Origin of the sequence: Acinetobacter sp. YWS30-1, from assembly GCF_033558715.1 — a bacterium.
GTDB lineage: Bacteria > Pseudomonadota > Gammaproteobacteria > Pseudomonadales > Moraxellaceae > Acinetobacter.
Map to the genome: position 1 here is coordinate 380,675 of NZ_CP114606.1, position 14,434 is coordinate 395,108.

The window sequence follows — 14,434 nt, forward strand, 5'->3', positions numbered from 1 at the left end:
TTCCACGTAAAAAACGCAGCCTTGAGCTGCGTTTTTTACGACTGATTTTGATTAACAGGTTCGACCCGAAAGGCTGACAGAAGTTGCAATATTGTCTTTGAGCAAAAAGGTAATCTTGCATTGCAAATTCACATCATAACCTGATGCAGGACTCACAGTGACTGGAACCGGAACTGTGCCAGTACCTGCTGCCGGAAACTGGGCAATCGGTAAGGGAACGGTCACAGGACGTTCCACGACATAGCTGAGCTGTTGGGAGCTGAGCTCAGGTTCACTGATTTGCTGATAACCCAAACGTTTCAGATCTAAATTGCGATCAATATACTGGCTACTCTGCCCAATAAATTGCTGTAAATAAGTTTCACGGTCAGTCTGGCTGATCTTAGGTGTTTGTGCACACCCTGACAGACCGAGCAACAGGATGCTCAAGCCCAATACCAGAGAAGTACCTTTGCTTAACAACATCACATCACTCCTACTCAAGGAACGCTTAAAAACAGTGTAGTAGCAAAGTGTGAGAGGAACTGTTGTAATTTATTATTAGGCAAGACAGGATCAATCAGGCAGTTAGATGTTAGCTGTAGCTGTCAAATTCAAGACAACTTAGAACGCTCTTATATCCACCTCAAAATGAATAAAAAGCAAAAATGAATAAAAAGCAAAAATGAATCTTAACAGGCACGTCCGCTATATTGCACGGATTGGGCAATCCCTTGTTCTAGCTGAAAATGAATCTGACAGGACATTTCAACCTGATAACCCGGGCCGGGTGCAGTTGCGAGTCGTACAGGAGCACCTATACTGACACTTTGCTGAATGGCCGGTGTTCCCAGTGGCAGTTCAATGGTGCGAAGTACGGTATAACTCAGACGTTTTTCCGTTTGTAGAGGTACTTTTGAGGTTTTAAAACCGAGTGCAGTTAGATCCAGATCCTTGCGAATTGACTTTGCAGATTGACCGATATATTGCTGTAGTTGCTGATCTAGTTGTCGTGATTTTGTCGAATTTATAGTGGCGCAGGCAGTCAGGCTGATTCCTAGGATCAGAGAAAGCAAGATTTTTTGCATGAATGATTCACTGTTTTTATTAGAGGAAAAATAGAAATTATTATCTTCGAATGCAGTATAGGGAATGTGCAAGGGAATTAATATAAAAGAAATAAAAAAGCCACTGGATGAGTGGCTTTTGCTTCCGCTAAAACTTAGCGCGCACGGTATGTGATACGACCCTTAGTCAAATCATAAGGTGTCATTTCGACCTTCACGCTATCGCCAGTCAAAATACGAATATAGTGTTTACGCATTTTACCAGAAATATGGGCAATTACTTCGTGACCGTTTTCTAAACGTACACGGAACATAGTATTAGGAAGCGTCTCGGTGACAACGCCTTCGAACTCGATGAGTTCCTCTTTATTGGCCATAGCCTACCTGAATGAATAAATTGGAAAGGCGCAAATTATAGTCAATTTTTTCGCAAAACACAAGGTGTAACGGGCGTTAGACTGATCATCTGTCAGTAAAATAAGCGAAGTATGAGTTTAAACTTTTTAACTAAAAAGCGTATGGTATCTGTTGTCAGTTTGGTCAATCACAGTTAATCTAATTTCAATCTTTTTAAGTATAAATGAAGTACATACAAGGAAGGTTTTTGAGTGAGTCAGCTAACGGATGCATCAGTCGTATTGCGTTTAGGCTATCAGGCGATTCGTCGTGCAGGTTTGCCAACAGAAGAACTTCTGACGAAAGCAGGAGTCGCTTTAAATCAGGTGGAGACCAATGACCGTACTCCGCTTAGTGCTCAGTATGCCTTCTGGGTTGCCGCAGAAGAGGTCAGTAAGGACCCGGATATCGGATTGCATCTGGGTGAACATTTGCCACTCTATCGCGGACAGGTGATTGAGCATCTGTTTATTTCATCAGAGAATTTTGGTGAAGGCTTGAAACGTGCACTGGCTTATCAGCGTCTGATCAGTGATGCCTTTCATGCCAAGCTGGTGGTCGAAGATGATCGCTGCTATCTGACCAATGGTGAACAGCCTTTTGCTGAAAGTCTGGTCAATCGTCACTTTACCGAATGTGCGATGTCAGGTGTGTTGCGTTTCTTTAAATTTATTACTGAAGGCCGTTTTGAACCGATCTATATCGATTTTAATTTTTCCAAAGGCGCGGCAGATGAAGAATATTTCCGGGTTTATGAATGTCCGGTAAGTTTGGGGCAGAAAGAAACCCGTTTGTATTTTGATCCCAGCATTCTGGATTTTCCACTTTGGCAGGCAGAACCGGAACTGTTGCAGCTACATGAACAGCTGGCGATTGAAAAATTACAGGAACTGGCTCGTTACGATTTAGTCGGAGAAGTGCGTCGCGCAATCGGTTCTACTTTAGAAAGTGGTGAAACGACTTTGGAAACTGTAGCCGCTCAACTGAATATTACTCCACGTCGTTTACGTACCCAGCTCAGCGAAGCGAATACCAGTTTCCAGCAGATTCTGTCTGATTATCGCTGTCGTCTGGCTAAACGTTTATTGGCGAGTACAAATGAAAGTGTAGAACGTATTGTTTATCTGACTGGATTCTCGGAACCAAGTACCTTCTACCGTGCTTTTAAACGCTGGACCAATGAAACGCCGGTGGAATATCGGAAGCGCAAGCAGCGTTAATTACCATCCTAAGTCCCTCCTTTCTTGCGCTTCAGCTTAAAGCAGTGCTTAAGCTTTGCTCAGGAGGAGAGTTCCTCCCTTTTTCAAAGGGAGGTTAGGAGGGATTTAAAAATTAAAAATAATTAGCTTATTCCGGCATATTTAACCAGTATGGACCCAAAGGTACTTTGGGTAGGTCAAAATACTCTGGATATTCAGCCTGGATAAAATACAGACCGTCCGGTGGTGCGGTAACACCGGCTGCTTTACGATCTTCTGCTGCAAAAATATGGTCAATATGGTCAACCTCATACATGCCTTGGCCGATTTCCAGCAAACAGCCCATGATATTTCGCACCATATGATGCAGGAAGCCATCAGCCTGAATATCTAGAATCAGATAAGGCCCATGCTGGATCAGGCGGCAATGACGGACATGACGTACCGGCTGATTGGACTGGCAGGCTGCTGCACGGAAACTCTCAAAGTTATGCGTGCCTTCAAATTTTGCAGCTGCCTCAATCATTTTCTCGACATCAAGTGGATAGTAAATATGCGTGACCTGTTTATGCAGCAAGGCAGGGCGTACCGGATGGTTATAGACAATATAACGATAACGGCGTGCCTGTGCTTTAAAGCGTGCATGGAAGCCATCATCCATCTCCTTGATCCATTGGATCGAGATATCCTTAGGTAACTGGCTATTTGAGCCCATTAACCAGCCTCGCTCAGAGCGCAAGGCATGGGTATCAAAATGTGCGACCATATTAGTCGCATGCACGCCGGCATCGGTTCGGCCTGCACCATGCAGAATAATCGGTTCATCGGCAATTTTACTGAGAACCTTCTCGATGGTTTCCTGAACACTGATTACGCCCGGTTGTTGAGTCTGCCAACCTCGATAATTCGTTCCACAAAACTCAATTCCCACCGCAAAACGCTGCATAATGACCTCAAAACCTGACTAATCGTACCAATGGGCATGCCATTGTTCTACCGTGTCATATTGTAAATACATTTTTAGGGCTTTTGCATAAAGATCAGCATGGCCATAACTTTCATTGAGTAGAATTTTGCAATCATGCACCCATTCAGCAATGGCATAACGCTGATCGGTGGCACCGAAAGGCACTTGAGTAGTTAAGACCGAGATACAGCCTTTGGCATAGAGCTGATTGATAAAATCTACGATCTCTGGATTGACGGCTAGATTGCCGGTTCCAAAGCCTTGCAGGAATAGAAAATGCGGAGGATAGGCCAAAATATTTTTCAGATTATTGAACTGTTGAACTAAATCGATCGGCTGCATCATCAAGCTCATACAGTTAAAATCCAGAGCTTTGGCAATATCGTCTGCTGTAACCTGATGACTTTGCTGGTTGGCCTGAATAGCGATATGCGCATCCAGACCAGTAAAGGCATTCAGCTCAGTGGTATGTTGCTTTAAGGCAGTTTGAGCATGAATCAGTTGCTGATGAAAAGCCAGATAAACACCTGCATTACACTGAGTTACTGAAGAGAGCGCAAAGCTCAGATTGTCCATGGCATCGCTAAATTCGCGTTGCGCATCGCCTTCAGCATTCAGGAGGGGATACTGGCTGCCAGTCAGCACAATATGAGCCGAATTCCCCATAAAATGTGCCAATACTGCGCTGGCATAGCTCAGGGTATCTGTCCCGTGAATAATCACAAAATGTTGTATCTGCTGTTCAGATTGCAGATTTTGGATAAATTGCACCAGTTCTAACCAGTCTGTAGCAGTACAGGCACTGCTGTCCTTAATCACAGGAGCGCAGTAATACTGAATCAACGGTTGATCCGTAGCAAGCAGCTGTTCCAGTTTTGGAATAAATAAATCGGCAGACATAGGGGCGAGCGGGTCACCGACACAGCCAAAGGTGCCGCCCATATAAATCAGTGCAATATCTTTCATCATAAAAAAAGCAGCCAAATGTTGACTGCTTTAGTGTAAAGGGAAATTGATTAAGATGCGATTTGATTCAGCAACTGATCAGCTTGCTGACGTTGTGCTGCTGTATATTCAGCTTCACGTTCAGCTATGACTTCACGGGCAGCTGCATAAGCGCCTAACTGGATATATTGTTGTGCCAGCTCCAGGTTAAGGTCCGCTTCATTAACTTCCATCAGCTCAGGGAAAGACTGCACCAATGGATCATGTTGATCGATTGCTGTAGTTACTGGCGCTGTCGGAATCTCAAAATTCACTCCTGTAGAAACAGGAGCTTCTTTTACAGCTTCGACATTATCAAGTTTGAAATCTAGTCCAGGTGTTTCAGTTGCAGGCGTTGCAATATCGAGGCTAGACAGATCAAACTCAGTCGCAGGTTCGGCTGTTTTTTCCACTGCAGGTGTTGGAGTGTCTAGAGAGAAAGAAAAATCTAAAGGCTGGATTTCTTCTGTAGTTGCAGGCGCTGATTCTGTTTCTAAAGATACAGATGGTTCAAGCTCAAGTTTAAAATCTTGAACAGGCGTTGATTCTGTTGTTGTTGAGGTAAGCTGATTTTCGGTTATTTTATTTTGAAAATCAAATTCTAAAGCGTTATCTAGAGTTGAAGATATATCTTCTGACTTAACTGGTTGAGCTACTGGATTTACCGGCTCAAAATTAAACTCTAGAGGCTCAACATTTGTTGCAGATTCGGCTGCAGAAATTGGTTTACTTGGTTGAATTTCCTGCTGCATTTGTTCAAATGCAAGTTCATTTGAGGGGGAAGAGGTAGTTAAATCTGCAAATGCATCTATAGATACTGAATTTTCATCCTTAGAAAAACCTTCTACTGCTGAGTTTGAAAAATTGTTTGTATCTTGAGCTATTGTAGTAGCACTTTCAAATTCACGTTTTTTGACTTCAGCCTGAGCCAGAATATCTTCCAGTCCTAGAGAACGGACATGATTAATCAGCTGTGAAATCGCAAATTCATCTTTTTGCAGGATATGAATGTCGAGCAGTAGTAAATACAATTCATGTTGAGAATTATCGCGATTCAGTGCCTGATTGATTTGCGCTTCAGCAGCAAAGAAATTACGTTCCTGAACCAGACCTTCAATTTTTTTGCGTGTCTCTGCTGATAGAGGCGTTGCTGATTTTTTAACGACTCCGGCTGGCTCCACCACTTTGGTTCTTTGGGAGGTGGATTTTGACGCAGCGCCAAGTTTTTTCGCTTTTACAGTTTTAGTTTTTGCTTTATCTGATTCTTGAGCATCTTGTCGTTTTTTTACAACAATTAATACGATGATCAATATCACTAATGGAATCACATAAATCAGCATGTTTTACCCCTTGGGGATAGAGTCCTTAAGTTCGCCTATCCCAATAAATCGTCATGTGTAACTTTTTAATTAATTGGCTTTTTATCTGCCTGTTGTGCTTTAAGCTGTTGTTGCAGCTGGGCAAGACGAGCATTTAATAATTGAATTCTGTGATCCTTCTGATTGAGTGCCAATTCTAGTTCAGTTACGTTTCTCTGTAATTTAACGGTTTTTTCACGGGCTGTCATAACTTTTAATGACAACTCTTTCGAAGTTCGATTTTCTTTTGTGTTTGAGTTGGCAGAAACCTGGCCGGAATCACGCTGACTCTCGGCAACCAGGCTCATTTCAGCCTCATTCAGGCGATATTTGGTTTTTGCAGCAGGTTTAGAGGGTGCTTGAGCAGACTTAATTGCTGAGGCCTGTATCGGAGTTTTCGCAGTATGAACGGTCGCTAAATTAAGTGCTGCGCCTTTACGCAAGCGGTTAGCATCACCCCCAATAAAAGCATGTTCATTCTCACGCTTGATCTGCTGCATGACCTCACTTACTGGACGCTGCTGTTCATTGGCAATCCTGGAAGCAATGCCCCAAAGCGACTCATTTGACTGTACCACATACGTCGGCTTGATCTGGGTTGAGGTGCTTTGTTTGATGGCTGCCGGCTGTGCCTGAGTTTTAGTCGCTAAATTTGGTTTGTCCTGTGCAGTGCTGGATGCCGCCTGCTTGCGAGCCTGTTGTTCTGCATATTTTTTGACAAGTGGATCACTGGACACCATCTGGTTTTCAGTGCTTGTCGGTGCAGAAACTTGCGCTGAGGCTGCATTTTTATTTGTTGGATCTATTGTAATTTCAGCTGGTTTTGTTTCAGCCTGAATTTTTGTAGCTGCAGCCTGTAAGTTTGACGTTGCATCTGCTTGAGCCGCAGTCGCGTGAGCTGCTTTGGATGAAGTATTCACTGGCGCAGTGTTTACATTGCCAGCTTGCTGTGAACTATGACTTGTCGCTGCTACCGCAGTTTCAGTATTAAGTTTTGTTGGGCTTGTGACTTGAGCTGCAATACTCGATGTCGGCTCATGGGTCACAGCAGCTAACGCTGTTTTAGGGATAGAGCTGGCTGATAATGCAGGAGGTACTGTGTTTTGTAAGGCTAACGGTTTTTCTGCCACAAACGGGGTGGTTGGTTTGGATTGTGCATTGGTATAACGCGTACTCACCGGTAAGTTCAGGGCAATATCTTTTTCACTCACGACTACGACAGGCGCGAGGGGCTGTTCAGTCTGTTTCAGGCTGGCCTGTAACAAATCAGTTTTAGGTCTTAATGCAGTACGGATATGCTGTAGGCGTGCTGCATTGCCTTCTTTGATTTTAACAATGATATTTAATTCACGATCAGTAACCGGGCGCGAGGAGGTAATGGTAATAACCCCAGTTCCATTACTGTTGCGACGGGTGAAAAAATTCAAATGACCCGGTGGCTGATGCGATGCGCCCATAGAAATCAGGTCTTCTGGCGAGGCTAAACTTACTTCAATGGGCAAGTTAATATCTGATTGATGGAAATTCATTTCCGCATAAAGCAATTCCCCAGGTGCAGACTGGATTTGTACCGAATCTACATTAATCGCATAGATATTTTGTGAAGCAACAATGGCTAAAATGGCAAGCTTTAATTTGTTATATACAGTCATCTGTGAGCTCAGTCATTATCGCATAGCGAAAATTATAGATTAACGGGATGTTTGTTTTTTGTAAAATACTTACGCAATAGTTACACAAAAAAGCCGATCAATAAAGATCGGCTTCATGCTTTATTTCCTGACGGAAACTTAAGAGTTTTTATAGTCAATCAAGATGCGCAGCATACGACGTAAAGGTTCTGCAGCACCCCAAAGTAACTGGTCACCTACTGTGAATGCACCTAGGTATTCTTTACCCATGTTCAGTTTACGCAGACGACCAACAGGTACAGTTAATGTACCAGTGACTGCAACAGGAGTTAGGTCAGTCATTGATGCTTCACGAGTGTTTGGCACAACTTTAGACCAGTCATTTGCATTTGCAATGATATCTTCGATCTCATCCAGTGGAACGTCTTTGCGAAGTTTCAGCGTTAATGCCTGAGAGTGACAACGCATTGCGCCGATACGTACACAGTGACCATCAATTGGCACGATCTGCTGGTTGCCCAGAATCTTGTTGGTTTCAACCTGACCTTTCCATTCTTCTTTCGACTGGCCGCTTTCCAGTTGCTTGTCGATATAAGGAATGAGTGAACCAGCCAAAGGAACGCCAAAGTTTGCAGACGGGAAGCCTTCACCACGTTGTAATTCAGCAATTCTAGAGTCGATATCCAGAATTGGAGAACGCGGATCATTTAGCAACTCTTTGGTATTGTTATATAAATAACCCATACCATTGATCAGTTCACGCATGTTTTGCGCGCCTGCACCTGAAGCGGCCTGATAGGTCATTGACGTTGCCCATTCCACCAGATTGTTCTGGAATAGACCACCTAAGCCCATCAACATCAGGGAAACAGTACAGTTACCGCCCACGAAAGTTTTGGTGCCTTTGACCAGACCGTCTTTGATCACATGCATGTTCACCGGATCAAGTACGATGATTGCTTCATCATCCATACGCAGGGTAGATGCTGCATCAATCCAGTAGCCATCCCAGCCTTCAGCTTTGATTTTTGGGAAAACTTCAGTGGTGTAATCGCCACCTTGACAGGTAATAATGACATCCATTTGCTTCAGACTGTTAATGTCTGTTGCATCCATAAGTGCTGGGGCAGTCTTACCACCAAATGCCGGAGCTTCACCACCCGCATTACTGGTAGAAAAATAGAATGGCTCAAAATGAGCAAAATCATTCTCTTCAACCATACGTTGCATAAGGACGGAACCCACCATCCCGCGCCAACCGACCAGACCTACTTTCATGTCACTTTGCCTCGGTGCGTTAAAAAATCAAAAGGGATTCGAGTGTATCAAAAAGGGACGTGACTGCAAGAGCTACACAATCAAAACATCAATATTCTTGAGCGAAATATCTGCTTTATGATACATACAAAATTGATAAAGCAATTTTTCTTTTAGAAAAAATAATAACTTAGTAAAGAGTGTATCTTATGGTAGGGTTTATCCAGATCATGGCAATCGTGGTCATCTGGTTAAGTTTCTGGTCGCTGATTCCCCGAGATGAATGGTGGATTCGTGGTGCAGATTTTCCACGTTTACAGATTCTGGTTTTGGGCTTCATTGCCTTTGTTCTTTTTCTCCTGGTCGATTACCCATGGACGGCCTTCAATCAGCTGCTTTTTGTCGGCCTGATCGCTGCTTTGGCGTATCAGCTGAAAATGGTCTTGCCTTATACCTTTGTTTGGAAAAAACAGGTCAAGCAGGTCAAGCAGGATCAGCTGGATCCGGATCGTCAGATTTCCCTGATTGTTTCAAATGTTCTGACCACCAATACTAAATATCATTTACTGATTGAACAGATCCAGACCCATCAGCCAGACTTGGTCTTAACGCTGGAAACCGATCATGCATGGCAGGATGCGCTGGCCGTCATTGAGCCAGATTACCCCTATCGGGTACCTGTACCTTTGGATAATCTGTATGGCATGCATCTGTACAGCAAACTTGAGCTGAGTGAAACCGAGGTTAAATTTATTCTGAGTGATGAAATTCCCTCGATTCATACCAAGGTCTTGTTACGTTCCGGACAGCCGGTACAGCTTTATTGTCTGCATCCGAAACCACCAAGCCCAACTGAAGCCAAAGATTCAACCTTACGTGATGCGGAATTGCTGATTGTAGGGGACCAGATTAAGGATCTGGATGAAAGCTGCATTGTGATGGGAGATCTGAATGATGTGGCCTGGTCACGCACGACACGTTTATTTCAGCGTATTAGTGGTTTGCTGGATCCGCGTGTTGGCCGACGCTATGTAAATACCTTTCATGCCGATTATCCCTTATTGCGCTGGTCACTTGACCATGTGTTTCACAGCACCGATTTTGCCCTGGTGCATATGGAGCGTTTAAAACACGTCGGATCAGATCATTTTCCGGTTTATCTGGTTTTACAAACTGGGCGGGTATTTGAGCATCATCAGGAAGAACTGGAAGAAACGGATCAGGATGATCAGGAAGCCAAAGAAGCCATTCAGGAAGGAATTGAAAAGGCAGAGAAAGAAGAGAAGAAAGTCACTGATAAGATTACGATGGCTTATAAGAATGAGGAGAAATTCTTATAGTTTTAGCTGAAAAGTGTACGATATTGCTTACAGCAGTTTCCGCTTCTTGCGAATGGGCAGTACAGAGGAATCCACGTATTCTAAGCTCATCAGCACAGGGAGTCGAGAAAGGATATTCTCATAAGGAAGACGAAGCTGAATGAAAACATCATGGAAATGATGCTGAAAGGGAAATCGCAACAACGAAGAAGCAATTATAACATATGAAAGCACAACCTCATTAACCCGGGTTTTACAGGATGTAGAACCCGGGTTAAATTATTTTTGGCTCATTTTTTTATTATAATTAATTGATTATTAAAATAAAATTTAAATTAAAAAATGGATATTACCTGAATGGAAGTTATGATTTCCGATCATGATTCAGTCAATGAATTCGAAGTGCTGCAGCTCTATCTTGTCAATCAATGGTCAGCTGCAGAAAAACCTCAATTGCTTTTAAAGGCTTTGCAGCATTCTCATAGTCTGGTGACGGCACGTATCAACGGTCGGCTGGTCGGCTTGGGAAATGCGATTTCAGATGGTTATCTGGTGGTGTATTTCCCACATTTATTGGTTCACCCGGAGGTGCAGCGACAGGCTATTGGTCGTCTGATCATGCAAGAAATGCTGCAACGTTATTCAGGATTTCATCAGAAAATTCTGGTGGCTGATCAGCATGCCACTGAATTTTATAAAGCTCTAGGTTTTGAGCGTGCAGGACATACAGAAGCGATGTGGATTTATCAAGGAACGGATCATTGAGTTGTCTTGCCAATAATACCGTCCATATTTTTTCTAGTTTTTAATAGATTTTATCATAGCCTTCAGGACGGGTCTTAAAGCGACGGTGGAACCACATATATTGCGTCGGTGCAATGCGCAACTGGCGTTCAATAATCAGATTTACCCGGGTTGCATCATCGACTTCATCCGCACTTGGCAGGTTCTCTACCGCAGGCTCGATCAACACACAGTAGCATGGATCTTTAATATCACCAGTTCGATAAAAATAGAGTGGAATGGCAGCGGCTTTGGTCATTTTGAGTAAGCGACGATGTGCAGTGACTGTGGCTGCAGGTACTCCAAAAAAGGGTGCCATCACACCCTGTTTTAAACCAAAATCCTGATCCGGACTGTACCAGATAGCATGGCCATTTTTCAGGTTACGCACCAGACCGCGCATATCATCATGGTCAATCTGGTTGGCATAAATGGTGGCACGGCAGCGGTAAATCAGCATATCGAGCAAGGGATTATTTTGTGGTCGATACACCACATCCGGCTCAAAATACTGTGCACATAAATAACCACCAGCATCCAGCAAAGTCGAGTGGGTACCGAGCAATAAAGCCCCTTTACCTTCTGCCTGAGCCTGCTGGATATGTTCCAGCCCTTCAATCTGTACCCGGCCTTTAAACCATTTTGGACAGTACCAGGCATTCAAGGTCTCAAATACACCGAGCATCTGGTCAATAAAGACCATACGAGCATTGTCCTGAACTTCTTGAGCTGACCATTCAGGGAAACAAACTTCCAGATTGCGAAGCGTGGTTTCACGGCGAGATTTCAAATATTTAAATGCCATCTGGCCGAGTAGACGTGCCAGACGATGCTGAATTGCCCAAGGTAAGATAGCCAGAATCATCACAAATACAATACCCACCCAGATGCCCCAGTATTGCGGCAACAGGAATGACCATTGAAATTCACCGGGTTTGTATTCTGGCGTTCGACTCATAAATTCAATATTTGAAATCAAAGATGTCAGCAGTGTAGCAGAAGAGCTTTTTGAAATAAAAAACTGTAAAATAAAAAAGCACCTGTACGAATACAGATGCTTAGTGACTAGGCGATTTAAAGATTAGCCTTTGGTCATATTTTCCAGTTGGTCCCAACGTTCCATTTTTTCCAGCAAAATCTCATCAATTTCGCCTAAACGTTCAGATGCTTTGGTCGCTGCTGCGGCATCTGTGACAAACCACGAGCCATCCGCCAGTTTATCGGAAAGTTCAGCTTGTTCTTTTTCCAGTGCTTCAATTTCAGCCGGTAACATTTCCAGTTCACGCTGATCTTTGTAGCTGAGTTTTTTCTTTGGCGCAGGTGCTACAGGTGTAGCCGCTGCTTCGGCTTTGGCCTGAGCTTTTTTGACTGCCATTTTCTGGTCAACCACAGTCTGATCTGGACGTTGCTCCAGATAATCTTGATAACCACCGACATATTCATCAATATTGCCTTTGCCATCAAAGACCCAGGTCGATGTGACGACGTTGTCCATAAAGGCACGGTCATGCGAGATCAGTAGCAGAGTGCCTTTGTATTCAGCTAGCATTTCTTCCAGTAGTTCCAATGTCACCATATCCAGATCGTTGGTCGGTTCGTCCATCACGATCAGGTTTGATGGTTTCAGTAACAGCTTAGCCAGCAGAATACGGTTACGTTCACCGCCAGATAGAGCTTTAACTGGCGTACGTGCACGTTCTGGCGAGAACAGGAAGTCTTGCAGATAGCTATAGATATGACGACGTTGGCCATTCACATCGACATGATCTGAACCTTCCGAAACGTTATCTTTAACTGATTTTTCCAGATCCAGCACATTACGTAGCTGGTCAAAATACGCAATTTCCAGCTGGGTCCCGGTTTTGACTGTACCGCCATGCTCGATTTCTCCCAGAATGGCTTTGATCAGTGTGGTTTTACCGACACCATTATCACCCACCAGACCAATACGGTCACCACGCATTACCAGCGCCGAGAAGTCATTGATGATCGGTGCATTGTCACTAAACTTCACGCTCAGATGTTCAATCTCGAACACCACTTTACCTGAACGCTGTGCTTCCTGAGTCGACATGTTGACTTTGCCTTGCTGGAAGCGGCGTGCTTTAGACTCTTCACGCAATTCTTTCAGAGCACGAACACGACCTTCGTTACGGGTACGGCGCGCTTTAATACCTTGACGAATCCAGGCTTCTTCTTCAGCCAGTTTTTTCTCGAACAGGGCATTCTGTTTTTCTTCTGCTTCCAGCTGCTGAGCTTTCAGGTCGAGGTAACGTGAATAGTTGCCTTCATAGCTACGCAAAATACCACGGTCCAGCTCGACAATACGGGTCGCAATACTGTCCACAAAGGCACGGTCATGCGAAATAAACAGTAAGGTCAGGTTGTTCTGCTCGAGCAGGAATTTTTCCAGCCACTCGATACTTTCGACATCCAGATGGTTGGTCGGTTCGTCGAGTAACAGCACATCAGGTTGGGTGAGCAGGGCACGTGCCAACAGGACACGGCGTTTACGACCACCGGATAAATCGGCCAGATCCGCTTCAGGATCCAGTCCCATTTTACTCAGGATTGAGTTGACCTTAGTTTCCAAAGCCCAGCCATCCAGCTGATCCATCTGATGCTGCAAATGTCCCATGCGATCACAGGCTTCCATATCGCCCAGCACACAGGCTTCACTGGCTTCATGATAGGCACGCAACACTTCTGAAGCTTCACCAGCGCCGTCGGCAACAATATCTGCAACCTTGCCGGAATCCATTGGCACGTCTTGGGCCAGCATGGAAATGGTGATGCCATTTTGTAACGAAACTTCACCACTATCCGGGAGTAAACTTCCTTCAATCAGTTTAAGTAAGGTAGACTTACCCTCACCATTACGGCCAATCAAACATACTCGTTCACCGCGTTCCAAATTAAAGTTGGCGCCGTCGAGCAAGGCAGGTCCGCCAAATGCCAGTTGGACATCCCTTAAAGTAATATAGGCCATAATGTTAATGTTTCCTGAAATCCCAAATGAGGACTTAAAATGACTAAACAACAAAATCTAAATGATCAGGCGTCATTTTCCGCACCCATTGAAGATTTGCAAGTGCGAATTGCATTTTTAGATGATTTAGTTGAACAGCTGAATCAGCAGGTCACTCGCCAGAATCTGGAAATTGCCGATTTAAAAAAACAAATGCAGTTGTTATATCAACGTGTTGAGTCTGCAGATTTGTCCGAAGGGATTGATGCTTTTGATCCGGTCACCAACCGTCCACCGCATTATTAATTTACAAATAATTTTTAAAAAGAAAACAAAAAGAAAGCCCTCCAGTCGTGAGGGTTTTCTTTTAAGTAGGTGAAGCTCGATAAACCTAAACCAAGTCGCCACTTTTACTTCGTCCAAGATGATCTTTAAAATCTAAATATCGTCATGGAAGGAGGAAACTATTTGACCTTTCACACACTTCCTACTCTAATAGTATTTTTCTAGCTCAGTTTTTAATCTT

Annotated in this window: 14 protein-coding genes; 4 read left to right on the forward strand and 10 right to left on the reverse strand. The window is 43.9% G+C overall.

Annotated features, from left to right (window positions below):
• Window positions 1–51: 51 nt before the first annotated feature.
• From O4M77_RS01780 to infA, 3 genes are all read right to left on the reverse strand, one after another.
• On the reverse strand, window positions 52–465 hold the full coding sequence (locus tag O4M77_RS01780; RefSeq protein WP_166136213.1) for a hypothetical protein: 414 nt from the start codon (window positions 463–465) through the stop codon (window positions 52–54).
• A gap of 206 nt (window positions 466–671) precedes the next feature.
• Window positions 672–1,067 (reverse strand): hypothetical protein, encoded by a 396-nt coding sequence (locus O4M77_RS01785; protein ID WP_323713736.1) that lies wholly within the window; start codon window positions 1,065–1,067, stop codon window positions 672–674.
• A 134-nt stretch (window positions 1,068–1,201) separates the two neighbouring features.
• The gene (gene infA, locus O4M77_RS01790; protein WP_001284370.1) at window positions 1,202–1,423 is read right to left on the reverse strand and encodes a translation initiation factor IF-1; all 222 of its coding nucleotides are present in this window, start codon (window positions 1,421–1,423) and stop codon (window positions 1,202–1,204) included.
• 231 nt (window positions 1,424–1,654) lie between these two features.
• Here infA and O4M77_RS01795 point away from each other — a divergent pair, with 231 nt between their 5' ends.
• Window positions 1,655–2,662, forward strand: a complete 1,008-nt coding sequence (locus tag O4M77_RS01795; protein ID WP_004781856.1) for an AraC family transcriptional regulator — start codon at window positions 1,655–1,657, stop codon at window positions 2,660–2,662.
• A 127-nt stretch (window positions 2,663–2,789) separates the two neighbouring features.
• Here the strand turns inward: O4M77_RS01795 and truA are convergent, their stop codons facing one another.
• The 5 genes from truA to asd form a co-directional block, all read right to left on the reverse strand.
• Window positions 2,790–3,587: a tRNA pseudouridine(38-40) synthase TruA gene (gene truA, locus O4M77_RS01800; protein ID WP_323713737.1), complete on the reverse strand. Its 798-nt coding sequence runs from the start codon at window positions 3,585–3,587 to the stop codon at window positions 2,790–2,792.
• 18 nt (window positions 3,588–3,605) lie between these two features.
• Window positions 3,606–4,577: an asparaginase domain-containing protein gene (locus tag O4M77_RS01805; RefSeq protein ID WP_180053346.1), complete on the reverse strand. Its 972-nt coding sequence runs from the start codon at window positions 4,575–4,577 to the stop codon at window positions 3,606–3,608.
• A 47-nt stretch (window positions 4,578–4,624) separates the two neighbouring features.
• A complete protein-coding gene (locus O4M77_RS01810; protein WP_323713738.1) occupies window positions 4,625–5,932 on the reverse strand; it encodes a fimbrial protein FimV in 1,308 nt (435 codons plus the stop codon).
• Between the two features lie 65 nt (window positions 5,933–5,997).
• Window positions 5,998–7,602 (reverse strand): hypothetical protein, encoded by a 1,605-nt coding sequence (locus tag O4M77_RS01815; protein ID WP_323713739.1) that lies wholly within the window; start codon window positions 7,600–7,602, stop codon window positions 5,998–6,000.
• A 138-nt stretch (window positions 7,603–7,740) separates the two neighbouring features.
• A complete protein-coding gene (gene asd / locus O4M77_RS01820; protein WP_323713740.1) occupies window positions 7,741–8,859 on the reverse strand; it encodes an aspartate-semialdehyde dehydrogenase in 1,119 nt (372 codons plus the stop codon).
• Window positions 8,860–9,047: 188 nt separating this feature from the next.
• Here asd and O4M77_RS01825 point away from each other — a divergent pair, with 188 nt between their 5' ends.
• A complete protein-coding gene (locus O4M77_RS01825) occupies window positions 9,048–10,178 on the forward strand; it encodes an endonuclease/exonuclease/phosphatase family protein (protein ID WP_323713741.1) in 1,131 nt (376 codons plus the stop codon).
• Between the two features lie 336 nt (window positions 10,179–10,514).
• Entirely contained in the window at window positions 10,515–10,922 is a 408-nt protein-coding gene (locus tag O4M77_RS01830) for a GNAT family N-acetyltransferase (protein WP_159123632.1), read from the forward strand.
• Between the two features lie 40 nt (window positions 10,923–10,962).
• On the opposite strand, the gene O4M77_RS01835 is transcribed toward O4M77_RS01830, so the two are convergent.
• Both O4M77_RS01835 and O4M77_RS01840 read right to left on the reverse strand, forming a co-directional pair.
• Window positions 10,963–11,898, reverse strand: coding sequence for a lauroyl acyltransferase (locus tag O4M77_RS01835; RefSeq protein ID WP_323713742.1), 936 nt, complete (start codon window positions 11,896–11,898; stop codon window positions 10,963–10,965).
• Window positions 11,899–12,021: 123 nt separating this feature from the next.
• Complete coding sequence (locus O4M77_RS01840) at window positions 12,022–13,929, reverse strand: ATP-binding cassette domain-containing protein (RefSeq protein ID WP_180137817.1); 1,908 nt, start codon at window positions 13,927–13,929, stop codon at window positions 12,022–12,024.
• A 39-nt stretch (window positions 13,930–13,968) separates the two neighbouring features.
• Here O4M77_RS01840 and O4M77_RS01845 point away from each other — a divergent pair, with 39 nt between their 5' ends.
• Complete coding sequence (locus O4M77_RS01845) at window positions 13,969–14,214, forward strand: SlyX family protein (protein ID WP_004781873.1); 246 nt, start codon at window positions 13,969–13,971, stop codon at window positions 14,212–14,214.
• Window positions 14,215–14,434 lie beyond the last annotated feature (220 nt).